16 protein-coding genes are annotated in these 25,445 nt (G+C 37.1%); 5 read left to right on the top strand and 11 right to left on the bottom strand.

Features of this window, described 5'->3' with window-relative positions; all coding sequences use genetic code 11:
* Positions 1-120: 120 nt before the first annotated feature.
* From G6W45_RS03695 to G6W45_RS03670, 6 genes are read right to left on the bottom strand one after another with little or no spacing between them, the layout of a single operon-like run.
* Entirely contained in the window at positions 121-795 is a 675-nt protein-coding gene (locus G6W45_RS03695) for a lysophospholipid acyltransferase family protein (RefSeq protein ID WP_230862276.1), read from the bottom strand.
* A complete protein-coding gene (locus tag G6W45_RS03690; RefSeq protein WP_107776270.1) occupies positions 776-2,071 on the bottom strand; it encodes an SH3 domain-containing protein in 1,296 nt (431 codons plus the stop codon). Before G6W45_RS03690 ends, G6W45_RS03695 begins: the two co-directional genes overlap by 20 nt.
* Positions 2,065-2,730: a phosphoribosylformylglycinamidine synthase I gene (gene purQ, locus G6W45_RS03685; RefSeq protein WP_103624882.1), complete on the bottom strand. Its 666-nt coding sequence runs from the start codon at positions 2,728-2,730 to the stop codon at positions 2,065-2,067. Before purQ ends, G6W45_RS03690 begins: the two co-directional genes overlap by 7 nt.
* Positions 2,727-2,963, bottom strand: a complete 237-nt coding sequence (gene purS, locus G6W45_RS03680; RefSeq protein ID WP_087577064.1) for a phosphoribosylformylglycinamidine synthase subunit PurS — start codon at positions 2,961-2,963, stop codon at positions 2,727-2,729. Before purS ends, purQ begins: the two co-directional genes overlap by 4 nt.
* Positions 2,964-2,971: 8 nt before the next feature.
* Positions 2,972-3,682 carry a phosphoribosylaminoimidazolesuccinocarboxamide synthase gene (purC, locus tag G6W45_RS03675; protein WP_103624883.1) on the bottom strand — a complete coding sequence of 237 codons (711 nt, stop codon included), beginning with the start codon at positions 3,680-3,682 and terminating at the stop codon, positions 2,972-2,974.
* A gap of 18 nt (positions 3,683-3,700) precedes the next feature.
* Entirely contained in the window at positions 3,701-5,017 is a 1,317-nt protein-coding gene (locus tag G6W45_RS03670; protein WP_374057345.1) for a S41 family peptidase, read from the bottom strand.
* A gap of 207 nt (positions 5,018-5,224) precedes the next feature.
* On the opposite strand from G6W45_RS03670, the gene G6W45_RS03665 reads away from it, so the two are divergent.
* Entirely contained in the window at positions 5,225-7,798 is a 2,574-nt protein-coding gene (locus G6W45_RS03665) for an ATP-dependent Clp protease ATP-binding subunit (RefSeq protein ID WP_194167556.1), read from the top strand.
* Positions 7,799-7,902: 104 nt separating this feature from the next.
* Here G6W45_RS03665 and G6W45_RS03660 read toward each other — a convergent pair whose 3' ends face one another.
* Positions 7,903-9,441 carry an inorganic phosphate transporter gene (locus G6W45_RS03660; RefSeq protein WP_194167555.1) on the bottom strand — a complete coding sequence of 513 codons (1,539 nt, stop codon included), beginning with the start codon at positions 9,439-9,441 and terminating at the stop codon, positions 7,903-7,905.
* A 130-nt stretch (positions 9,442-9,571) separates the two neighbouring features.
* On the opposite strand from G6W45_RS03660, the gene G6W45_RS03655 reads away from it, so the two are divergent.
* Positions 9,572-10,474, top strand: coding sequence for a Ppx/GppA phosphatase family protein (locus G6W45_RS03655; RefSeq protein ID WP_107811230.1), 903 nt, complete (start codon positions 9,572-9,574; stop codon positions 10,472-10,474).
* Positions 10,475-10,504: 30 nt separating this feature from the next.
* Positions 10,505-10,936 (top strand): GatB/YqeY domain-containing protein, encoded by a 432-nt coding sequence (locus G6W45_RS03650; RefSeq protein WP_107811231.1) that lies wholly within the window; start codon positions 10,505-10,507, stop codon positions 10,934-10,936.
* Positions 10,937-11,500: 564 nt separating this feature from the next.
* Here G6W45_RS03650 and G6W45_RS03645 read toward each other — a convergent pair.
* Genes G6W45_RS03645 through G6W45_RS03630 form a run of 4 tightly spaced genes read right to left on the bottom strand, consistent with a single transcriptional unit; the run spans position 11,501 to position 18,062 of the window.
* Positions 11,501-12,847, bottom strand: coding sequence for a TolC family protein (locus G6W45_RS03645; protein ID WP_194167554.1), 1,347 nt, complete (start codon positions 12,845-12,847; stop codon positions 11,501-11,503).
* A 1-nt stretch (position 12,848) separates the two neighbouring features.
* Positions 12,849-14,777 carry a MacB family efflux pump subunit gene (locus tag G6W45_RS03640; protein ID WP_194167553.1) on the bottom strand — a complete coding sequence of 643 codons (1,929 nt, stop codon included), beginning with the start codon at positions 14,775-14,777 and terminating at the stop codon, positions 12,849-12,851.
* Positions 14,778-15,974 carry an efflux RND transporter periplasmic adaptor subunit gene (locus G6W45_RS03635; protein WP_194167552.1) on the bottom strand — a complete coding sequence of 399 codons (1,197 nt, stop codon included), beginning with the start codon at positions 15,972-15,974 and terminating at the stop codon, positions 14,778-14,780.
* Positions 15,975-16,028: 54 nt separating this feature from the next.
* Positions 16,029-18,062 carry an ATP-dependent helicase gene (locus G6W45_RS03630; protein WP_194167551.1) on the bottom strand — a complete coding sequence of 678 codons (2,034 nt, stop codon included), beginning with the start codon at positions 18,060-18,062 and terminating at the stop codon, positions 16,029-16,031.
* Between the two features lie 65 nt (positions 18,063-18,127).
* Between G6W45_RS03630 and pbpC the strand changes: the two genes are divergently transcribed.
* Together pbpC and G6W45_RS03620 are read left to right on the top strand one after the other, a co-directional pair.
* Complete coding sequence (gene pbpC / locus G6W45_RS03625) at positions 18,128-20,296, top strand: penicillin-binding protein 1C (protein WP_194167550.1); 2,169 nt, start codon at positions 18,128-18,130, stop codon at positions 20,294-20,296.
* Position 20,297: 1 nt separating this feature from the next.
* Entirely contained in the window at positions 20,298-25,418 is a 5,121-nt protein-coding gene (locus tag G6W45_RS03620; protein WP_194167549.1) for an alpha-2-macroglobulin family protein, read from the top strand.
* The last annotated feature ends 27 nt before the right edge of the window (positions 25,419-25,445 follow it).

The following is a 25,445-nucleotide window of genomic DNA, read 5'->3' as shown; positions in this document are numbered from 1 at the left end:
TTAGGTCTAGCTCCCGCTAGACCTTTTTAAATTTATTGATAAAAATTTCTAGTATAAAGTCAAATTTTTATAGATAATGATATAGAGCAGGAGGGGCTTTGTAAATTTGCAAAGCCAAATTTATTTTCTATTTTTGTCTAGGACTTTTTGCATACTCTCTCTAGTCGCCTCTAGCCAGTTGTCTTTTGAAGTATCGACTAAATCAAGGCAAAAGAGCTTGATATCTGCTTTTTTAAAGCTAAATTCTTTCACTTTCATAGCATCGCTTCCTACGATAACGATAGGTTGAACTTTCAAATTTAGCTTTTCAACTAACATCTTTGCACCACCTTTAAAAGGTAAAAGCTTATTAGTTTGAGATCTAGTTCCTTCGGGAAATATGGCTAAGACGCGACCATTTTCAACTCTATCTTTTGCTTCACTTAAAAGCTTTATAAGAGAGTGTTTATTTTCACGTTCAACCGCTATCATTTTTGGCAAGCTTAAAATTTTACCAATTATAGGAATTTTGCCGATCTGTGCCTTTGCGATCCAGCATACATTTTTTGGGTGTAGCTCTTCGATGACGATGATATCAAGCATGCTTTGGTGGTTTATGAGCAAGATATTTGCTTCATCACTAAAATTGCCTATCACTTCAAGTTTATAGCCACCAAAAAACCTTTGCGATCTTCCCCAAAATTTTCTTATGGCTCTATTTTTGTCATTAAATAGCCACATAAAAAAAACGACTAGAACAACGCTGATAACAAACTCAATAGCAAAAAATAAAGCTCTAATTTTTGACAAGATTATCCTTTTTTACCCAGCCAATCTTACCATCAGCAAATAAAATTTTTGAGTAGTCACCTTTTGTGTCTAAAATTTCTACATTTTCATTTTTATGAGATGTGTAAAAGATGGTTGAGTTTTTTGTAGGCAAGATCGAAACGCTAATGTCTGGTCTTAGAACAGCCTTACCAAAAGGGTTGTAGGTATAAATTCCAAGTGCTATAAAAATGGCTGCTACGAAAAAGTAGCTAAGCCTTCTGCGCCAAATAGCTAATAATATAAAAATTACCGCACAAGAGTAGATTATGACATCTTTATAGGTGCTAAACTCGCTTTGTTTTGGGTTTAGTCCGATTTGTGTGCTGACATCGTCATCTTCAACACTCACTGGCAAAGAAAAGCTTTCAAATTTGGCCTTTTTTAGGTTGTAATAGTTAAAGTCAAGCGATTTTTTATTTGGCTTAAATACTGCAAAATAATATGCACTTTGTGAGTTAAAATCGCCATTTATAGTATCTACGCCTTGCTTTAAAATTGTCTTATTTTCAATATTAAAAGCACTTAGATCTACGTTGTTGCCATAAATTTCTACAACCATGATATTGTTTATATCATCAAATTTTGTTGTCTTAAATTTCTTTACCTCAAGGTTATCAGCGACGATATGGTTGTAGTTCTCATCGCTTCTAAGCTCTTTTAGCTTTGGTAAAAAGATATTTATGCTAGAGTTTTGATAGTTCTCGCCATTTCTTTTTAGATCCAAGCTAACTTTTAAAGTCTTTGCATCAATGCTTGTTGCCTCAAGATAAAAAGTACCTACATATTTGTTGTCTTCGCTTTTTACCCATTGAAAATTTTTCTTATTTAGCCATTTGATATTTGTTTCATCAAGCTGTGTCTCAAACTCAAACTCAAAGTCATTTTGTGTATCAGCCACTATCTCAACACTAAAAATTTCTCCTATAACAACATTTTTTGGTACATTTGTGGCTTTTAAAAGAAGTTCTTTTACTTTGATCTTGTCATATACCTGATTGTCTGGGACGCTAATATCTGGCTCGTTTGTTGGCACGATGTTTCGCATCTGCTCTGGAGTGATACGCTCTGGCTGTGGTGACACAAATTTTCTTGAAAAATCTTGTTCTTTTGGTGGTTTTTGAGTTTTTGGATTTGAAGTAGGGCTATTTACAAATTTATCCTCCCTAGCTTCGTCCATCATGTCAAAAACGCTTACCTCGTCAGTATTTACAGCAAATAAATTTAGTACGAGTAGGGAGATAAAAAGAAAATGTTTTACCAAACTAGACCTTTTAGCATCTTTATACCATCATCTGTACCTAAAATTTTCTCGCAAGCGCGCTCTGGGTGAGGCATGAGACCAAAAATCTTTTTGTTCTCATCACAAATTCCTGCTATGCTATCGACTGAGCCGTTTGGATTTATTTCGTTGCCTTTAGCATCACAGTATTTTAGTAATACTTGATCGTTGTCATAAAGGCTTTTTAGAGTGTTTTCATCAGTATAATAGTTGCCCTCGCCATGAGCAATAGGGATATTAACCACTTCATTTTTGGCTAAATTTGCTAAGAATTTATTGTTATTTGAGATCACTTTTAGATGGTGATATTTTGAGACGAAATTTAAATTTTCATTTCTTCTCATCGCACCCTTTAAGAGTCCAAGCTCAAGCAGCATCTGAAAACCATTGCAAATCCCTAAGATGTAGCCGCCTTTTTTTGCATGCTCTTTTACAGCTTGCATCGCTGGGCTAAATTTGGCTATCGCAGCTGTTCTTAGATAATCTCCATAGCTAAAACCGCCTGGAAGTACGACTAGATCAGCATCAATTTTATCTTCTTTGTGCCAAATGATCTTTGTTTGGCAACCAAGTAATTTAAATGCATGAGCTGTATCTTCTTCGCAGTTTGTGCCAGGAAAAAGTATTATCGCTACTTTCATAGCACGATCTCATAGTCTTCGATGACAGTATTTGCTAAAAGCTCTTCACACATCACTTTTAGCTGCTCGTTTGCTTTGTTTTTATCGCTCTCATCGATATCTAAAACGATTTGTTTGCCTATTCTGACATTTGATACACCACTAAATCCGAGAGAATTTAAAGCATGCTCCACTGCTTTGCCAGCAGGGTCAAGGACCCCACTTCTTAATGCTATATTTACAACAGCTTTCATTTTTGTCCTTACGATAAAATTCTTCTTAAAACTTCTTCGTAAGCGACTTTTACGCTACCAAGGTCTTGTCTAAATCTATCTTTGTCAAGTTTTTCATTAGTTTTAGCATCCCAGAATCTACAACTATCAGGACTTATTTCATCAGCTAAAATGATATTGCCGTCTTTATCGATACCAAATTCTATTTTAAAATCGACTAGTTTTAGATCTCTTTCGGCAAAAAATTTAAATAATATAGAGTTGATCTCTCTTGCTGTGTGTCTTAGAGTTTGAAGATCTTTTTCACTCTTTACTAATCCCATAATGATACAGTGCTCATCTGTTACTAATGGATCGTGCAAATCGTCGTTTTTGTAGTAAAACTCAACAAGTGTAAAAGGTAAAACCGTGCCTTCTTTTATGCCAAGTCTTTTGCTAAGTGAACCAGTTGCGATATTTCTAACAACAACTTCAAGAGGTATGATCTCACATTTTTTGACTACTTGCTCAGTGTCGCTAATAGTCTCAACTAGGTCAGTCACGATGCCTTTACTCTCCAAAAGCCTAAAAAGCTGTGTTGAAATTTTATTATTTAATGCGCCTTTTCCAGCTTCGTTGCCTCTTTTTTGAGCATCAAATGCTGTTAGATCGTCTTTAAATTCAGCCACAAGCAGATTTGCATCGTCTGTGGCATACATTTTTTTGCCTTTTCCCTCGTAAATAAGCTCTCTTTTTTGCATGGAGATCTCCTTCTAAATTTATTGTTTTATTTTTAAAATTTTGATCGTATCAATTGCTGTTTTTAATTGAATATCTTCATCAACTTTTTTTTGCGTGATTATCTTTTTATCATCTTTTGCTTCAGTTTTATTGCCCTCGCTTGTAGGATTTATCTTGTTTAGCTCGCTTTTTAGGTGTGCTTTTAACTCGCTCTCTTTGATACTAAATGCACTATCGTCGCTTTGTGGCACTTTGCCAGGATGCACGACTACATCAGGTGTTACGCCAACTGCTTGGATAGTTCTGCCACTTGGTAAGTAGTATCTTGCAATAGTTAGCCTTAATGCTTCTGTATCGTCTATTGGAAGGATTACTTGAACGCTTCCTTTGCCAAAGGTATTTTCGCCAATTATTACAGCACGTTTATGGTCTTGAAGTGAGCCGCTTACGATCTCGCTAGCACTAGCACTTCCGCCATTTACTAGTGCAACAAGCGGTAGTTTTGAAAGAGTTTTACTAGCACTTGCTTTATACTCTACATTTTCAGATGCGTCGCGACCCTTTTGAGAGACGATGACGCCGTTATCTACAAAAAGATCCACTAGATCGACAGCTTGATTTAAAAGTCCGCCAGGATTGTTTCTAAGATCAAGTATGATACCACTTGCTTTTGGATATTCTTTGATTGCTTCTTTTACCTTTGTAACAACATTTTTGTCAAAATTTGTGACACGCACGTAAAGAATGTTATCATTTTCTATCATTTTTGCATAGACAGACTCAACCTTTATAAGATCTCTTATGATCTTTACATCAAATGGTTTTTGCTCACCTTTTCGCAAAATTGTGATAGTTATTGGAGTTTTTGGCTTGCCACGCATTTTATTTACAGCTTCATCTATCGTTGTGCCGATAGTTGAGTTGCCATCTATCCTTAAGATAATATCGCCTGATTTTATACCTGCTTTATCAGCTGGGGTATCTTCTATCGGTGAAATAACGGTTAGTGCGCTATCTTTCATGCCAACTGTTATGCCAAGGCCACCAAATTCTCCACTTGTTTGCACCTGCATATCTTTGTAAGCTTTTTCATTTAAAAAGCTTGAGTGGGCATCTAAATTTTGCATTAACCCTGCTATGGCTTTATCAATGATCTCTTTAAATTTAATATCATCAACATAGTATTTTTCAACGGTTGAAATTGTTTTTGTAAGCTTTGAAAGTGCTTCAAGCTTCGCACTTGCTTCGTCTTCACTCTTTGCAAAAAGTGCATTCACTGCTACACTTGAGATAAGCAAAGCACCTGTAATTTTTAGTGCAAAAAATCTACTAAATTTATTCAAAATTTCTCCTATAACTTTTGGCTCAATTCTATTAGCTTTTGGCTAAAAAAAGTATAAATTTAAGCTTATATTTTTGCTTTTAGATAGTTTTTGATACAAATTTATAACAGCAAATTTTAGCAATTAAATAAAAAGAGTGACAAGCATTATAAAAATACTTGACAATATAAGACTAAAGTTATATAATGGCGACCATATAAAATAATCCAAGGAGATTTAATGGCTGATATAACAGAAAATTTAACAGCTCAGATGCAAGAAACTCTTGAAAAAGGTATTAGTTTAGCGATATTTTCTAAAAATCCGCAAGTTGTTCCGCTTCATATTTTTTGGGCTTTGCTTGCAGATAGCAATTCTATTTTAAACCAAGTGTTTAATAAAATGAATGTAAGTAAAGACGCCGTCGAGCTTGAAGTAAAAAGTAAAATTTCTTCACTTCCAAGTAGCTCAAACGTTACAAAAGATAACGTTTCAGTTTCAAGAGAGCTTATAAATTCTCTTGAAAATGCAAAAGCGTTGATGGTAAGCATGGGAGATAGCTACATAGCTGTTGATACATGGATCATCTCATCTCTTGAGCTTAGTGAGATCAAACAAATTTTAAGCAAATTTTGCGACATCTTAGAGATCAAAAAGAACCTTGAGAGCATAAGAGGCGGTAAAAAGATAGATAGCCAAACTGGCGATGATACTCTTGATAGCTTAGAGAAATTTGGTATCGATCTAACGCAAAAAGCGCTAAATAAAGAGCTTGATCCAGTCATTGGCCGTGATGAAGAGATCACTAGAATGATGCAAATTTTAATAAGAAAGAGCAAAAACAACCCTATCTTGCTCGGTGAGCCAGGCGTTGGTAAAACAGCCATCGTTGAGGGCTTGGCTCAAAAGATAGTGGCTCGCGACGTGCCAACAAGCCTTGCAAACAAGCGTGTCATCGCGCTTGATATGAGTGCAGTCGTAGCTGGTGCAAAGTATAGAGGCGAGTTTGAAGATAGATTAAAAGCTGTCATCGACGAGGTCAAAAAAGCTGGTAACATCATACTTTTTATAGATGAAATTCACACCATAGTTGGAGCTGGTGCGAGCGAGGGTGGAATGGATGCTGCAAATATCCTAAAACCAGCTCTTGCACGTGGCGAGCTTCACGCTGTTGGTGCGACGACATTAAAAGAGTATAGAAAGTACTTTGAAAAAGATGCGGCGCTTCAAAGACGTTTTCAACCAATAGACGTTAAAGAGCCAAGCGTAAATGAGGCACTTCAAATTTTACGTGGCATAAAAGAGCGTCTTGAAGTTCACCACGGCATCACGATAACAGATAGCGCGCTAGTTGCCGCAGCAAGGTTAAGTGACCGCTACATCGCAAACCGCTTCTTGCCAGATAAAGCGATCGACCTTATAGACGAGGCAGCAGCTGAGCTTAAGATGCAAATAGAGAGCGAGCCATACGAGCTTTCAAAGATAAAACGCGAAATCGTAACGCTTCAAGTAGAAAAAGAAGCTCTAAAGATGGAGGATGCTGATAAAAACAAAGAAAGACTTGGCGAGATCGAAAAAGAGATAGCTGACCTAAATGAGAAAAAGCTAGCACTTGATACAAAATTTGAAAACGAAAAGGCTGTTTTTGGCGGAATTTCAAAAGCAACAAAAGAGATAGATAGCTTAAAATCACAAGCTGAGATAGCAAAAAGAAATGGTGATCTTCAAAAAGCTGCCGAGATAGAATATGGCAAGATAGCTGACGCTAAAAAGCACAAACACGAGCTTGAAGAAAAATGGGAAGGCATGAAAAAAGAGGGCGTGCTTCTTAAAAATCAAGTCGATGAAGAGCTTGTGGCTGAAATTTTGAGCAAATGGACTGGAATTTCAGTTAAAAAGATGCTAACAAGCGAAAAAGAGAAATATCTGCGCATCGAAGAGCATCTAAGAGAGAGCGTTGTTGGTCAAGATGACGCACTACACGCACTTGCACGTGCTGTTAAGAGAAACAAAGCTGGACTAAATGAGGGTCAAAGACCGATTGGTTCATTTTTATTTCTTGGACCAACAGGCGTTGGTAAAACTCAGTCTGCTAAGGCTTTGGCTAAGTTCTTATTTGACGATGAGAAGGCGCTTATCCGCTTTGATATGAGCGAATATATGGAAAAACATAGCGTGAGCAGGCTTCTTGGTGCGCCTCCAGGATATGTAGGCTACGATGAGGGCGGTCAGCTAACAGAGGCAGTTCGCAGAAGACCTTACTCAGTCATACTTTTTGACGAGGTTGAAAAGGCTCACAAGGATGTATTTAACATACTTTTGGGCATTTTAGATGATGGACGCGCGACTGATAACAAAGGTGTAACGGTTGATTTTAAAAACACGATCATCATTTTAACTTCAAACATCGCTTCAAATTTAATAATGGAGCTAAAGGGTGAAGACCGCGATGTAGCCGTTAAAAACGAGCTTAAAAACTACTTTAAACCTGAGTTTTTAAATAGGCTTGATGATACTATCATATTTAATCCTCTAAATGAACAAGGCCTAATCTCTATCGTTGAGATCATGTTTAAAGAGCTTGAAAAAACTCTTCACAACCGCGGTATCAAGGCAGTTTTAAGCGAAGAGGCCAAGAAATTTATCGCAAAAGCTGGCTTTGACATAGTTTATGGCGCAAGACCTCTTAGAAGAGCTCTTTATGAGCTAGTTGAGGATAAGATCGCTGATATGATCTTAAAAGATGAGCTTGAAAGTGGCGATGAGATCACCATTGATAGCGATGGTGAGAAGATTATCATTAAGAAAAAATAACTTCAAATTTACTTGGCAGGTTGGATCGACTTGCCAAGCTTTCATATAAAATTTATACAAAAAACATCAAAAGAATAGGGCGATTTTGCTATTTAAAAATATGACTAAACACCTAGAAATTTAGCAAGGGCAAAGTAAAATATAGCCGATGAGATAGCAGCCGCTGGAAGAGTGATGAGCCAAGCTAAGATGATAGGTCTTACCATTTTCCAGTTTGCGTTTTTATTTACGATGCCAATGCCCAAAACTGCGCCTATTAGGATATGCGTCGAGCTAACTGGTATGCCAAGCTTTGTAGCTAGAAGTATGACGATACTTGAGGCAAGCTCCGCACTAAAGCCAGTTGTCGGCAAAATTTCGGCTAGTTTTGAGCCTATAGTAGTGATCACCTCTTTGCCTAAAAACCAGAGTCCAACGACAAGCGAGATACCAAAGGTTACCATTGCGATACTAGGTATGGGCGAGCTTTCGTTTATAGAGCCAGTTTTTAGCACGTCAAGTACGGCTGCAAATGGTCCAACTGCATTTGCAATGTCGTTTGCGCCGTGTGAAAACGCAAAAGATGAAGCGGTAAAAATTTGAAACCATGAGAAAATTCTATTGATGCTCTTTTCACTATCGTTTTTACTCATGACGTTTATGATAGCAAGGCTTGCAAGATATGCTAGAGCTCCGATGACGAAGATGATCCAGACTGTTTGGATAATACTAAAGGCTAAATTTATATGCTCAAGCCCTTTAAAAAGCATCATCGACGAGATCACCATCGCGGCAAATCCAGCGATGATTGGGATGTGCTTTTTCATCGCTTTAAAAGTGTCTATCTCTTTTTCACCATCTTTCATGATGCGAATTTTTGAGCGATACTCGCTGTATTCAGTGGTTTCGATTTCGTCCTCGTCGATAACTGCGATCTTTGAAAGAGTAGCTATTTGCTCCTCGGCCGGCTTTGTTTTTAGTGCTTTTACAAAGCTTTCTTTATATGCTTTTCTCTCAGCCTTTAGCGCTTTTAGATTCATTTTAAGTTCATGTGTTGGCTCGATAATCTTACTTTTTACGTAGCCAAATATAATGTAAGACATCACGCCGCCAAGTAGTGGAGATATAACCCAACTTACGGCGATCCTGCCGATCTCGCTCCATGAGACCATGTTAAATGGTTCTGGATCTTTTATCATAAAGCCCATAGCAAGTCCTGCTCCAACTATGCCGCCAACGATCGAGTGAGTGGTCGAGACTGGCAGACCTTTTTTGGATGCGTAAAATAGCCAAAGGCCTGAGCTAAGAAGGGCTGAGATCATGATGATGACAAATTTCATCGGGTTTAGATCGCTTGGAAATTTCACGATCTCGTTTCTAATCGTATTTGTAACCTCTGATCCTGCAAATATCGCACCGCTAAGCTCAAAAATAGCTGCGATGATGAGAGCTTGCTTAAGTGTTAGCGTCTTAGCACCAACGCTTGTGCCAAAGCTATTTGCAACGTCATTTCCACCGATATTAAAGGCCATAAAAAGACCAAACATGCCAGCGATCAAGAATAAAAAGTAGTTATTTGTCGGGATGTATTGATAGCCCCAAACGAAAAATCCAACGCTACAAATTGCAAAAATAACAAATGCCAATAAGTTATCTCGAAGCAATCAAGCCCCCTTATAAGGTTTTTGATAGGGATTATATCTTGAAAAATATTAAAGTTTTTAGAATTTTTCAACTTTAAATGATACTAAATTATCATATGTTAGAATCTGAAAAAATTTTTAAGGATAAATTTTGGTTATAGCGATCGATCTTGGCTCAAACACATTTCGCGTAGCACTTGTCAAAAAAGAGCAAAATGGCTTTAGTAATGAGCAAATTTATGAAAAGATAGTAGGAGCTGCTAGAGGGCTAAATGAAAGTGGCAAGATAGCAGATGAGTCTAAAAATAGGCTCTTTGAAGCGATAGCGGAGGCTAAAAATAAATTTGATTTTGACAAATTTAAATGCGCAGCAGTCGCGACTGAGGCTTTTAGGGTAGCGTCAAATAGTGAGGAAATTTTTAGCGAGATAAGAGAAAAATTTGGCATAAATTTTCATATCATCAGTGGTAAAGCAGAAGCAAAGCTTACATTTTTGGGTGTTCAAAATGCTTTTAAAAAGCTTGGAATAAATGAAAATTTTAGCGTCATTGACATCGGTGGAGCAAGCTCAGAGATCGGCGAAGATGGAAATTTTATGAGCTTTAAATTTGGCATTATTACATTTTTTGAGAAATTTAAAACGCTTGATTTAATGCAAGAAAATGCAAAAATTTATACAAAAGATGCAAGAGAATTTTTAAATAGCTTAAAAAATAAATTTATTGTGCTGACTTCTGGCGTACCAACTACTATCGCAGCGCTGCGACTTGGACTTAACTACGATAACTATGATCCAAAAAAAGTAAGCGGATTTGAGCTTAAAAATGATGATCTTGCTTGGTTTGTAGATGAACTTTTAAAGATGGATGATAAGAGCGCTGATGTGGAGGTTGGAAGAAGTAGAAAGTATCCGCTCATCGCTGGAACCTTACTTTTAGAGGAGCTTCTAGGCGAGCAAGAAGCAAAATTTTTAGTTATTGACGATGGGCTTAGAGAGGGTGTTGGTGTGGCCTATCTGCAAGGAAAATTTCAAGAAATTATCACAAATTTTTAGTTAATATTTCAAAAATTTAAAGGAGAGAAAATGAGCATAAGAGAGCAAATTTTATCTGATATAAAAGAGGCTATGAAGGCAAAAGATGAGTTTAAAAGAGATACTTTAAGAATGCTAAATGCAGCACTTAAGCAAGTTGAAGTCGATCAAAGGATTGAAATGACTGATGAAGTGGTACTTCCGCTACTTCAAAAGGAGATCAAAAAGAGGGCTGACTCGGTTGAGCTTTATATAAAAGGCGCTAGAGAGGATTTGGCTAAAAAAGAGCAGGGCGAGATTGAGCTTATTAAGGCATATTTGCCAGCACAACTAAGCGATGAAGAGCTTAAAGAGAAAATAAAAAATATTATTGAAAGAGCTGGTAAAAATTTAGGTGCTGTAATGAAAATAGCAAAAGATGAGATCGGAGCAAGTGCTGAAGCAAAACGCATAAGTATGATCGCAAAAGAGCTTTTGGCTTAAAATCTACAATCTTATAAAACTTCTAATTTTTGAAAACTTACTTCTAAATGTGTAAGTTTTCAAAAAATCAAATATGACTTTCATTTTAAAAAGATAATTTAAAAGCATAATACTTAATATGAATATGTTAAAAGGTAAAATACAAGCTTTTTTATATATTTGTATTGAAAACTATAATTTTCAAATTGCTATTTTAATTTTCTTATTTTTTCTTTTATATGAATTTAAATATTGATTTATAGGTTTATTTTGGATTTTATCTTTTGTATGATTTTAATTTATCCATTAAATTTGATGTAAAAATATTTGTAAAAAATTAGTTAAAATTTTACAATTTTCAAAAATAATTGTGGCAGAAAATTTAGCTACCCTGTTTTTTAAATTTAACTAAAGAAAGAATATATGGACATTTAGTGTATATTTTTTAGTATAAAGATTGGTGAGTCTAAAATTTCTAGCATATCTTCTCATAAATGAGAGAAATTCCACAACTCTTTTTTGTTTGCTTTGGTTTTATCTGCGCTACACTCGTTTGTCTCTTAGCTCCAAACTAAGCTTATAAATTTATCTATTAAATTTGCCTGCCATGGCTTTGTAGATATTTAGCTCGTCTTGTAAAAGCGTGTATTTTGCTTTTAATAGCCCTATTTTAGCCTCTAGCTCGCTATTTTTAGCCTCCAAAAACTGCTTTAGCTCGACTTTGCCGTAGGAGTATTTTAGCTCGTAAATTTTTGAAATTTCCTCGTAGTTTTTTATCTGCTCTTGGTAGTTAGCAAGTAGCGCTTCGTCGTTTAGGTAGCCTTTGTAAAATGCGTCTATCTCGTTTAGTGCGCTATTTAGAGTGCTTATGTAGTTTAGCTTTGCAAGCTCGAAATTTGCCTCGCTAACCTTTAAATTTGACTTTAGCTTAGCATAGTTTAAAAATGGTAAATTCAGGGCGATGTTGCCATTTAGAAATTTAAGGCTAAAGGCTTCCTCTTTTTTGTCGGTGCTACTTTTGAGGCTGGCTCCTAGCGTGATGCTTGGATAAAACTCTTTTTGGCTCGCTTTGTAGTTTAAGATGCCCTCTTCTATGCGGTAAATGGCCGCTCTTAGATCAGGGCGGTTTGCTATGGCGCTTGTTGGCACATCTAGATCAACGCCCACTCTTTTAACGGGACTTAGCGTGAGATCTTCAAATTTAAGCTCAAACTCTGGCCTCTCATTTAGCAAAATCCTAAGCGTTTTCTTGGCAGTCACAAGCTCTTTTTTGGCACTTTCTATCTTATTTTGAGCGCTTAAGAGCTGTGAGTTTATCTGTTTTAGGCTTAGCGCCTCCTCTTTGCCAAGCCTAAATTTAAGCCCAACTATCTTATTTAGCTCATTATAAATTTCTAAAATTTGCTCATAAGTTTTGATGCTCTCATTTAGATATAAAATTTGAAAATAAGCGTCTGCTACTGAGTTTATGACGCTTAGTTTGCTAGCTTCTAGATCAAATTTAGTTGCTTTTGCCTCAAACATCGCTGCGTCTTTGCTATTTGCTAGCTTTTGCCAAAGGTCAAGCTCGTAGCTAAGCCCTATGCTTGAGCCAAAGTTTCTACTAGAAGCACCGCCCTCTTTTATATTTTTGCTACTTGTTGCCTCAAAACCAGCGTTAAAACTTGGGATTAAATTTGCCTGCAAAACGCCAGCTTGAGCGAGCGCTTTATTTACATTTATCGCAGCTTTTGCAAGGTCGGTGTTGTTTTTAAGAGCAAGTTCTACAAGCTCATCAAGGTAGCTTTGCTCATACTGCTTCCACCAAGAAGTGTTTAAATTTAGCTCACGGCTTGCATTATCTTCAAGTAAAATTTGCTTATAGTTTTCATCTATATTTTTAACAGCGCAGCCGCTTAAAACGAGCACTAAAGCTAGGCTTAGAAATTTCATATTACTCCCTTGAAAGCGCATCTATTGGATTTAGTTTCGAGGCGTTTTTGGCAGGCATGTAGCCAAAGATGATGCCAATAGCCATCGACGTGACAAGTGCAAGTACGATCGAGCCGTTTGAAAAGATCATGCTAAAGCCGTTTAAGAAGTTGTTAAAGATGTAGCCAATAGCGTAGGATAGGACGATGCCGATGGCTCCGCCGATAAGGCAAAGTAGCACCGCCTCTATCAAAAACTGCTGTAAGATATTGCTCTGTCTGGCTCCGATCGCCATTTTTATGCCTATCTCTTTGGTGCGCTCGGTGACTGAGACTAGCATGATGTTCATGACGCCTATGCCCCCAACTACGAGCGAGACGACGGCGATGCTTGAGATGAGCAGGCGCATGGTCGAGATGGTCTCTTCGATCGTTTGCTTGATGCTGTCTGAGTTTCTTGTAAAAAAGTCCTTTTTGCCGTGCTTGATCTCTAAAAGCTCAGTTAGCGTTTTTTCGGCGATTTGCGCATTGACGCCCTCATTTACTTTGGCGGTGACCGAGCTTATAAATTTATCCCCTGTGACCTTGTTTAGCACAGTCGTGTATGGAGCGTAAATTTTAAGCGTGCTTGAATCGCCCATCTTAAAATCATCCTTTTGCAAAACGCCGATAATGCGAAGTGGCCTTTTGTTAAAAAGTATGATCTTACCGATAGGATCATCATTTTTAAAGATGCTATTTTTAGTGTTTTGATCTATTAGAGCGACTGAAGCTGAGTTTAAAACCTCGTCATCATCGTAAATTCTGCCCTCTTCTAGCTTTAGCCCATTTACATCAAAGCTCCCTACTCCACCGCCTTTTAGGCTCGCACTTAGCGAGATATTTTCATAAGTTAGCACGCCTGAAGTGCTTGTATTTGGCGTGACTGAGTCTAAAAAAGACTGCTTGGCAAGCATGTTTGCGTCGCTTATGGAGAGCGTTTTTACCTTGCCTGAGAGCATATCGCCAAAGCCTTTACCTGGCATGATGTCGATCGTGTTTGTGCCGATCTTTCTGATACCAGCTAAAATTTGCTCCTGCGAGCCCTTGCCAAGGGCAACGACGCTAATTACAGCTGTAATGCCGATAATAATGCCAAGCATCGTTAAAAGCGATCTTAGTTTGTGCGCTAGCATCGCATTTACTGACATTTTAAAGCTCTCTATGAGCTGGTCTTTATAGTAGGTAAATTTACTTTTTTCTGGCTGGGTTTGCTTGCTGGCTTCATAAATTTTGCTATTTTTGACATTGTCACTTACGATGTTGCCATCTTTTATCTCGATCACACGGCTAGCGTACTCTGCGATCTTTGGGTCGTGCGTGACGATGATGATGGTGTGACCTTTTTTATAAAGATCAACTAAAATTTCCATCACCCTTAGCCCACTTTTGCTATCAAGCGCGCCTGTTGGTTCGTCTGCTAAAATGATCTCGCCACCATTCATCAGTGCCCTTGCTATGGAGACCCTTTGCTGCTGTCCGCCTGAGAGCTTATTTGGTAAATTTTTTGCCTTTTCGCTAAGTCCAAGAGAGTCTAAGATCTCCATCCCTCTTTTTTCTCGCTCGCTCTTGTTTGCACCTGCATAGATGCTAGGCAGTGCGACGTTTTCAAGGGCGTTCATCGTGCTAAGCAGGTTATATCTTTGAAAGATAAAGCCAAATTTATCCCTTCTAAGCTTGGCAAGTGCGTCGCTATCAAATTTTGATATATCTTTACCATCTAGCAGGTACTGCCCACCACTTGGGCTGTCTAAGCAGCCAAGGATGTTCATCAGGGTTGATTTGCCAGAGCCAGACTGACCGATGATGGCTATAAATTCGCCCTTTTTTATCTCTAAATTTATGCCATGCAAGATCTCTATCTCATTGTCACCCAGCTTAAAGCTTTTAGTGATGTTTTTTAGGCTTATCACTTAAAACTTCTTATGTTCTTTTGCGATCATCTTAGCGATCTCGCTTGATGAGCCTTGAGATGTGATGATCTCGTCACCCTCATTTATGCCGCTGATGATCTGCGTATCGAGGTTGTCTTTTATGCCAGTTTTGACCGCTGTTTTTACGGGCTTGCCATCTTTTAGCACATAGACAAAAGTGCCGTTTTCATCTTTTTTGATACCGATGCTTGGCACGATGATGGCATCTTTGACGTTTGCTATTAAAAGCTCGTTTTGTGTGGTCATACCTATTCTTAAAATTCCATCTTTGTTATCAACGATGCTTTGCGCGTAGTAATAGACCGCCGAGCTGCTGCTAGAGCTACTTGAGTATGAAGACTTACTGCTGCTACTTGAGCCGTAGCTGCCGTCACTTAGCGTAGTAAGCCCTGGGTCGATCGAGCTAACAGTCGTTTGAAATTTCTTCGTTGGCTCAGAGAGGATCGAGTACTCAACTGGCGTGCCGACTTTTATCTTGGTGATGTCACCTTCTGCTATTTGCATCTTCATCTTCACATGGCTAAGATCAGCGATATTTACGATAGTTGGCGTAGTTTGGTTGGCATTTACAGTCTGACCCTCCTCAACCTGCACGCTTACTACGGTGCCGTCTCTTGGAGCGGTGATCTTTGTGTAGCCTAAATTTATCTTAGCTGTGCTTAGCTCGATATTTGTCTGCTTTATCTGAGCCTCCAGCTCCTTTATCTTTGCGCTATTTGTACTATAAGTATTTTTTGCGCTTTCAAATTCTTGTTTTGAAGTGGCATTTTTGGCAAAAAGTGCATTTTCTCTATCAAACTGCGTTTTAGCGATATTTAGAGCCACTTTTGCGCTTTCTAGCTGGGCTTTGTAGATAGCTAGTTGCGCCTCTTTATTATCGATGTTATTTTGCTGGGTCGAGCTATCGATACTTGCGATCATATCGCCTTTTTTGACCTGATCTCCAAGCTTAACGTAGAGTTTTTTTATCTGGCCGCTCACCTGAGCACCCACATCAACTAGCTCGGTAGCAAAAATTTCTCCAGTCGCATCGACTTTTTTACTGAATGAACCTTTCTTTGCCTTTTTGGTGATAAACTCCACCTTTTCATCTTTTATCTTAAAAAAATTATCATAGATAAAATATCCACCGACGCCTAAAATAAGCAGGATTATTAAAATTTTAGATTTTTTCATCGCTTCTCTTTGTAAAAAATTGGTCAATTTTACTTAATAAGATTAAAATTCTCTTTAAACTTCCTCTTTCGCCATGCCAGCCTCTATCAAAAACCTACTTGGCTGATAGGTCACCTTCTTTATCTTGTCGTATTTTGCATAGCTAAGATAAAGCTCGTCTTTAGCCCTTGTTACTGCTACGTAAAAAAGCCGTCTCTCTTCTTCTAGGCTGCCACCCATGCTCATTAGCTTTAAATTTGGAAAGCGATTTTGTGCGAGATCGACGATAAAGACTTGGTCAAATTCAAGCCCCTTGCTCGCATGCACACTAAGCAAGCTAACGCCCTGCCCTTCGCTCATCTCGTTGCTTCCAAGGGCTAAAAAGTTATAAAATTTACTGATATCTTGATACTTTTTAGCTAGCTCGCTTAGCACCACGCTCTTTGCCATTATGCGCTCTTTGACCTCTTCTTTAAGCGCCAGATCAACATTACCGTTTTTTAGAGTTGCTCTTTTTGTGCTGATGTTTTCGACGATTAACGAGTAAATTTTGCTATTTTTTATCTCATTTATCATCGTGGCTGGCTTTGAGATATTTCTCATGCCTCTTAAAAAGTTGTAAATTTCATATAAAAACTGCGCCCCACTCTCACTTAGCTTTTGTAGTTTTAGTATCGGATGACCTAGAAATTTATCGCTAAAGCCAAGCTTAGAAAACCTTGAAACTTCGGCAAATTCATCAAGATCGTCAAAAAGGCCTAGCTGGTAGTTTCGCCTTTTATTTGATGAGATATTTACACTATCATCTGGCTCAACTATCCCTTTTATCAAATTTCCATGCCCAAGCTTAAGTAGTGCGTCAAAAATTTCTTTGCTAACTGCGCTGCCAACGCCTTTTGCGTATTCGCAGATGTGGATAAATGCCATTATATCTTTTGGATTGACATAAATTCCCATGATGTCGATGAGCGCTTTGATCTCGCGGCTCTCAAAGAAGCTCACCCCACCCTTTCGCTTTGAGCCAATACCTCGCTCTTTTAGCGCAACCTCGATGCCATCAGCTGAGGAGTTATTTCTAAAAATTATGGCGATATTTTCTCTATTAAATGGCGAGAGCGAGATGATGTCGGCGATATTTTGATACTGATCAAAAAGCTCGTTATAGACAAGCAGCCTTGGCGGCTTGAAATTTCCCTCTCGGCTAACTGTGAGGTGCTTTTCATAAAGCCTCGGGTTGTTATTTATGACCTTATTTGCAAGGGCAAGGATGCTTGAGCTTGAGCGGTAATTTACATTTAAAGCGTAGATATTTGCGTTTGGGAAGCGATCTTTAAATGAGCCTATGATCTCGATATTTGCGCCGTTAAATGCATAGATGCTCTGGTCAAAATCGCCCACGCAAAAGAGGCTCTTTGTCGCAAATGCGTCTATTAGGCTGCCTTGAAGCGTGTTTGTGTCTTGATACTCATCGATCAAAATTTCATCATAAGCTAAATTTGCCCCTTTTTTTAGCTCGTCGCGCATTTTTATGAGAAGGTCGTTAAAATCAGCGTAGGCAAATTTGGCCTTCTCAGCCTCAAACTCCTCTAAAACATCTTCATAAATTTCAGCATAAACGCCTTGCTCTTCGCTCTTATCGCTTATCCATTTGCCAAATGTTGTGCCTTGCTCGCTGTTTTGAAATAGCGAGTAAAGATCGTATAGATAGGCTCCGCCGTAAGGTTTGACGTCGCTTAAATGGTAAAATTTACGCCTCTCAACAAGACTTTTTAAAAGCGTCTTTAGCTCGCTTGGCTGCTTTAGCGTGACGCCTTTATCAAGGCTTTTTAAAAGCGAAAATGATACCGAGTGAAAGGTGCCTGCAGTGATTTTGGAGGTGATTTGTTTGTCAAAATACCTATTTAAGCGCTCTATCATCTCGCTGGCTGCTTTGTTGGTAAATGTTAGAAGCAAAATTTTTTCTGGCTTTACGCCTAAATTTAAAAGATGAGCGATGCGAGCGACTATGGTGCTAGTCTTGCCAGTGCCAGCTGAAGCGATGATGAGATTGTGTCCAAATGGCGCGGTTGCGGCGGTATATTGTTCTTTGTTTAACCTAGATAAGGGCATTGTTTCCTCTTTTTTAAAAAGGTCTAATTATAGCTACTTAAACTTTAACAGCTATAATCACGCCGATGAAAAAGTTTAAATTTTTAAAATTCCTTGTCCTATTTTTGGCTCTAATGGTCGCTATTTTTTTGATACTTGATCAAATTTATCCACTAAATTTAGATGCGCTTAAAAAAGACGAAGCCAAAATTTTGCTTGATAAAAATGGCGAGATCATAAATATGAAGCTTAGTAGCGACGGAATTTGGAGATTTCACGAGCAAAGCTTCCCAAACTCGCTAAAACAATGCGTCGTACTTTTTGAAGATAGATACTTTTACTACCATTTTGGGGTAAATTTTGCCTCCATTTTTAGAGCATTTTTCCACAACCTAAGAAGCGACAACCGCATAGGGGCTAGCACTATCACGATGCAAGTAGCTAGGATGCTTGAGTCAAGTGATCGAAGCTATAAAAACAAGATAAAAGAAATTTTTAGAGCATTTCAGCTTGAGCTTCACTTTAGCAAGGATGAAATTTTAAATTTTTATCTAAATTTAGCCCCATACGGCGGCAATATCGAGGGTGCAAAGGCGGCAAGTTTCTTTTACTTTGGTAAGGAGCTAAACGATCTTAGCTACGCTCAGGCCGCACTTTTAAGCACGATCCCTAAAAATCCAAACAAAAATAGACTAGACCGCGTTTCAAACATAAATGCTCTAAAAAACAGGGTCATAAAGATGCTTTATAAGGCAAATTTAATTGATCTTAGTGCATTTAAAAGAGCGCAGGCTGAGCCATTTAAAAATGTAAGAGCAAAAGCTATCGTAACCGCGGAAGATTATGCAAATGTCGCTTTTAAAAACCAAATTTCAAAGGCGAGCTTGGATCTAAATTTACAAAAAGATATGCTTAAAATTTTAAAAGATGCGATGTTTTCGCTAAAGGCAAAAAATGCAAACAATGCCGCTGCAGTAGTCATTGACAATAAAAAAATGAGCGTCGTTGCTTTTATCGGCTCACATGATGAGCACGCACGGGATGGCAAAAACTCAGCACTAAATATGAAGCGAAATACTGGCAGCACATTAAAGCCTTTTATCTACTCACTTGCGCTTGATAGCGGGCTTATAACGCCAAATTCGCAGTTAATAGACACGCAAATTTATATAAAAGAGTATGCTCCAAAGAATTTTAGTAATGATTTTTTAGGTATCGTAAGCGCAAAAGATGCTCTAAATTTCAGCCTAAATATTCCGGTTATAAATTTAAACTTAAAACTAAAAGATAATTCACTTTACGAACTACTTGAAAAGGTAAATTTGGTAGATGAAAATAAGGAGTATTATGGAGCTTCTATAACACTTGGAAGTGCTGAAATGAGCCTGCTTGATCTTGCTCATCTTTATACTATTTATGCAAATGACGGCATTTATAGACCACTTGAGTTTGCTGGCAAAAATTACAAAAATGAAGAGAAAAATGTAACTCTCATCTCGCCTCAAAGTGCCTATTTAACTGCTAAAATGCTAAGCGAAGCCTCAAGATCATATCTAAAAAATGCTTGGCAGTATGCCCAAAATACACCAAAGATTGCCTTTAAAACTGGTACAAGTGCAAACTCACGTGATCTTTATGCCATAGGCGTTGATGAAAATTACACAATTGCTATTTGGATTGGAAATTTTAATGCCAGTAAAACTGATAAATTAACAGGGCTAAATGACGTATCAAAGAGTCTTTTTGATATGTTTAAGATAATCGCTCAAAAAGAGAAGTTAAGATTTATAAGTGAGCCAGATGGCATAGAAAAGCTGCCAACCTGCCTTGATGCCTTTAACTATGAAAAGTGTAAAAAAATGGCGCTTGATGATAGGATAAAGGGTGTAGATTTAAAGGATAAGTGCGAAAGTTTAAGAGGCGAAGAGCTTGATTTTTTGGTTAAAAATGAGCTTTTGGATAAAGATGAGATGCAAACAAGTCCTTGTGCTGAAATTTTTAAAGACAAAAAGCCAGTTTTTGCCTATCCGTATGACGGTGAAGAGATAGTGACAGATGAAAATATCACACAAGTTATGGTAAAATGCTACGCGTTTTTAGGTGATGAAATTTACCTAAAAATAGATGATTTGAACTTTTCTAAGATAGAAAACGCAAGCGAAAAAAAGTTTGATCTAACTCTTGGCGAGCACAGCATAAAATGCCTTGATCAAAACTCAAATCAAAGTGAAATAACAATAAAAATAAGGAGATAAAATGTGGCAAAAAGTAGCACTTCTAGCACTTTTGGGAATGACAAATTTATATGCTTTGAGCCTAAATGGCACTGCGCAGATAAAATCGCCCCTAAGCGTAGAGTTTGGACTAGAAGATGAAGTAGATAAAAATTTTGTTGGTATGCTAAGCGATAAAAAGCTACTTTTGTGCCAACCAGCATTAAATGGTACGGTTAGATTTAATAGTCAAAGCTTGCTATTTTTTACAAAAGATATGCACGCTGGTTTGGATTATAGCTGCAAGCTTGAAAACGGAAGCACTGCTAGTTTTGCCACGAAAGAATTTGAGCTAACAAAGATAGAAAAAATAAGCGATAGCAAATATATAGTTAAATTTAATGATGAAGTAAATATTGAAGCTATCAAAAATATTGCCGTAAAAGATGCGAAATTTAAAGCAATTGAGCTTTCTAACAATAGTTTTGAGCTTAATCTTGATAAAAATTTAAGCAATCCAGTTTTTGATTTTGGTGAAAAATTTGAGAGCAAATTTGGCGCAACGCTTTCAGGTGAAACGATAGTAAATTTTGCCGATGAAATAAGTGAAGAAAGCGCAAATATAAATGATAATTCAAAGAGTCTTGAGATACCAGAAATTTATCCAGTAAGCCTTGATAATGGCATCTTGGGCTTTAGAATTTATCTAAAAAATTGGCTTGATGACGATATTAACTTAAAAAAATTTATAAACATTAAAGGTGTAAAAAACTTTAGCATCAGTGACGTTAAATATAGTGACAACTATGAAGAAAACTCAGAACTTAGCGAATATTATTACTACATTGATATCACAAGTGACGATTTTAAGCCACAAAATAGTTATGAAATCACCATTAAACCAGGCTTTGGCGATGATAGAAATGTAGTAAGAGAAGAAAATAGCTATGAAGTAGTAGCTGGCAATTTTACTCCGTTTGCAAATTTTATAAATAATGAACCATATATCTCAAGTGTCGGTGAGATCGGTATTAGAAGTGCAAATTTGCCTGAGCTAAATGTAAGCATTGAAAAGCTAAGCGATCAAAATTTTAGATATTTTTTAAATTTTAATGACAATAACGAAGAGTTAAGCAACTTCAGCGCAAAAGTGGCAAGCAAAAGCTATAAGCTTGATGGTGCATTAAATGAAATTTCTCTAAATAAAATCAAACTTGACTTTGCTGGGGCTGGAGACGGCGTTTATAAGATAAATTTAAACTACGGCAAAGATAAGAGCGTTTCAAAAGTAGTATATCTAAGTGATATCGCCGTAAATGCAAAGCTTGGTAAGGATGAAATTTTCGTATTTGCAAATCGTCTTGGCGAAAATACAATGCTTCCAAACGCAAATGTGAAAATTTATGGCAAAAAGAACGAAGAAATTGTAGTTGGTGCGACAAATGATATAGGCGTTTTTAAATTTAACAAAAAAGATATTTACAAAGATATCTCCTCAGTGGTTGTCTCTCTTGGAAAAGAGCAAAATTTTCTTATTTTAAAAGAAGACGAAGCTGTAAATGAAGCGAAATTTATGAGCCAAAATGCCAGTGAGAGCATCGATGCATACGTTCATTTTGCTTCAAATATCATAAGACCAAATGAGAGTTTAAAGGGTGCAATCTACCTAAGGGATAGAGATTTTAATCCTTTAAAAAATATGCCTATAAAGATAAAATTTTTCGATCCACAAGGCAAAAGTAGTGCTGAAATTTCAAAAAATACAAATGACGTTGGCATGGTAAATTTTGAAAAAGAGATACTAAGTGATCTTAGCGGTAGATTTAATATGCAAGTAATTTACGCAAACAAAGTGATCTCAAATGTGCCATTTTTTGTTGAGAGTTTTATGCCAAATAGGATAAAAAATGAGATAACACTTGAGAGAGATAAATTTTTCGCAAATGAGCTTGTTAGAGCCAATCTAGCTAGTAACTATCTCTTTGGTGGCGCTGCTAGCGAGCTTGATGGCAGCATGCAGGTGAGCTTTTTTGATGATGAATATAAAAATAGCGAGTTTAAAGAGTATAAATTTAAAAATAATACGCTAAAACCAAGTGCTTATCCATCTTTTGAAAATGATCTCACTCTTTCAAAAGATGGCAAATCAAGCCAAATGATAGATCTCAGCTTTAGCACTAAAAATGCCTCTTCTATCATAACAGGCGTGATAAATTTTAATGTAAATGATGATGGCAAAAACGTAAGCGATACAAAAAGCTTTACACTCTATCCTTACAAGGATATGGTTGGTATCGCAGCAAGCACGACATTTGCTGAGCCAAACGAAGATGTAAAAATAAGAACGGTTGTAGTAGATATGTCAAGTCAAAAGGCCGTAAAATCAAATTTAAAATTTGATATAAAACGTGTCACTTGGCAATACCAAAGAGATGCAAATGGCTATATAAAGTGGTTTCAAACACTAGAAGATGTGGATAATTTTTATAAAGATAATGGCGAGTTTAGCTATAAATTTACACAAAGTGGCTCATATGTGATCATCGCTACAAATCTAGTAAGTGGAGCAAGCACAAGCCTTGATATGGACGTAAGTGGCTACAATTACTCGACTCTAGCGCCTACAAAAGAGCTTAGCAAATCTCAAATCAAACTAAATAAAAATATCTACAAAAAAGGCGATGAACTAAGTGCTGATATAAGCTCAGCTATAAAAGAAGGAATCGCCCTTGTTACACTTGAAGATGGTGGCGTGAAAGCCTACAAGGTCGTTAAGATAAAAAACAACTCAGCAAATGTGAAATTTAAACTTGATTTTGATTTTAGTGGACTTTACGTGAGTGCAAATATCTACCGCATGACAGATAGTGGATTAACTCCGTTTAGGACTTACGGTAAGGTTTATGCTAAAGCTGATAAGTCATCAAGGATACTTGATCTAAGCATTGATGCACCAAATACAGCAAAAAGTGATGAAAATATAAAAATTTCTCTAAAAACAAAGCCAAAAGCTTATGTGAATTTATTTATCACAGATGTTGGCGTGCTTGATATAACGTCACAAAAGCCAGCTGATCCACTTAAATTTTTTGACAAAATTTTACCAGATGGTGTCTTTGACTATGACATTTATAATATGCTCACAAACTATAAGGTTGAGGGCAAAACTTTAAGCTTTGGTGGTGATATGGCAGCACTTGCCATGGAGGCAAAGATGGCAAAACATGCTAGCCCAGTCGATAGCAAAAAGATAAAAACATATGCAAATTTAGTAAGTCTTCAAGCTGACGATAATGGTGAAATTTCATACGAGTTTAAAACGCCAAATGGCTTTAACTCTGCCATTAGAGTAGATGTCGTGGCAAATAATGAAAATAGCATGAATGCGGTAAATAAAGAAATTTTAGTAAAAGATGATGTGATTATTAAGCCAAGCGCGTTAGTTTATCTGCTAAAAGGCGATGAGCTAAATGCAAACTTAAGGCTTATAAACACAACAAATGAGGATAAAAATTTAACCATAAAAGTGGCTAGCAGTAAAAATTTAAGCATTAAAACAAAAGAAAATGCGAATTTAAAGCCGCTTGAAAATAAAGCCTTTACATTTAAAATTTCAGCTCTTGAAGCTGGAGCTGGCGAATACAATATAACAATAAGCGACAAAAACAGCTCAAAAACAGCTCAAAATTTACTTGATGTAGTTAATCCTTATACGATAAGCACCTATGCAAAAAGTAGCGTCTTTGACAAAGAGAGTATGATCTCGCTTCCAAAAGGCTTTCACAATGTTAGTATAGATGCGTCAAGCTCGGTCTCAAGCGTGCTATTAGCAGCTTCTAAAAATTTAGTTGAGTACCCTTATGGATGTGCGGAGCAAAGGAGCTCAAGACTGCTTGCACTTTTAAATTTAAAGCCAAAAGATGAGCTTGAAAAAAATGATCAAAAGAGATTTATTGCAAGCGGTATGAGTGAGCTAATTAAGATGCAAAAACCAGATGGTAGCTTTGGCTACTGGAGCGATCTAAGTAGTACTAATGCATTTGCTTCGATCTATGCAACTGATGTGCTGCTTGATCTTGAAGAGGCTGGATATGAGCTAAATAAAAATGTAAAGCAAAGAGCATTAAATTCGCTCTTAAAATATACAAACACAGATATTGAAGCTCTATATGCTATTTATGTAAGCTCCCGCGCAAATGTTGCTGATAAATCGGTGCTAAATAAAATTTATGACCACAAAGCTTACAATACTACCGCACTTAATAAATATCTAATGGCAGCGGCTCTAAAGCTAAACGGCTTAAATGACGAAGCAAAGGTGGCGCTAAAAGATATCAAAAAAGCTCAGGCGGCTGATTATAGCAGGGATTATTCTAGCTTTGGCTCAAAGATGAGAGACAATGCATTTATTTTGTATCTGCACGCAAAATATTTTGAGAAAAACGACTACTCAGATGATCTTGCAAATTTCTTGATCACAAATTTAAATGAGCTAAGCTCTACGCAAGAGCGTGCATTTACCCTTAGAGCGCTAAATGCCTACTTTGGCAAAGATGTTGGTGAGAAAAATAATAAATTTAAGCTTAGCTACAATGGCGAAAGCAAAGAATTTGACGGCCTTTTAAGTGTATCATTTACAGCAAAAGATGGAAATTTTACCATCACGCCACTTGGCGAAAACAAGCTATATGCCACTATTTTAAGCTACGCTTATGTGCCACTTGAGATTAAACATAAAATAGAACCAAAAGAGCTTGATGTTTATAGAACGTTTGTCGATGAAAAAGGCAAAGAGCTAGGTCTTGACAGCCTAAGAGTAAATGATGTTGTCTATTCAAAAATAGTGATAAATTCTAAAGCTATGGTTAAAAATGGCGTAATAAACGAGATAGTAAGTAGCTGCTTTGAGCCGATAAATGAAAATTTAAGTGGTTTTAATAAGAGCCTTAAAGATAGCATTGAGCTTGAATATCAAAGTATAAAAGATGATCGCGTTTTAAGTTTTTATGCATTAGATAGTGATAAGAGAGAGGCTGTGCTTTATACGCCTTATCGTGTAAGACTTGGTGGTAAATGCTCACTTGGCGCAGTCACTACTGAAAATATGTATAACGAAAGACAAAACGACTACGACCTAGCTCAGCGAAGCTTTACTGTCAAATAAGCCATATAAATTTCGGGGCGTTTAACC

Source organism: Campylobacter concisus (genome assembly GCF_015229955.1).
Lineage (GTDB): Bacteria > Campylobacterota > Campylobacteria > Campylobacterales > Campylobacteraceae > Campylobacter_A > Campylobacter_A concisus_AT.
The sequence above is the reverse complement of the archived record's forward strand: the minus strand, read 5'-3'. Positions and strand labels throughout refer to the sequence as shown.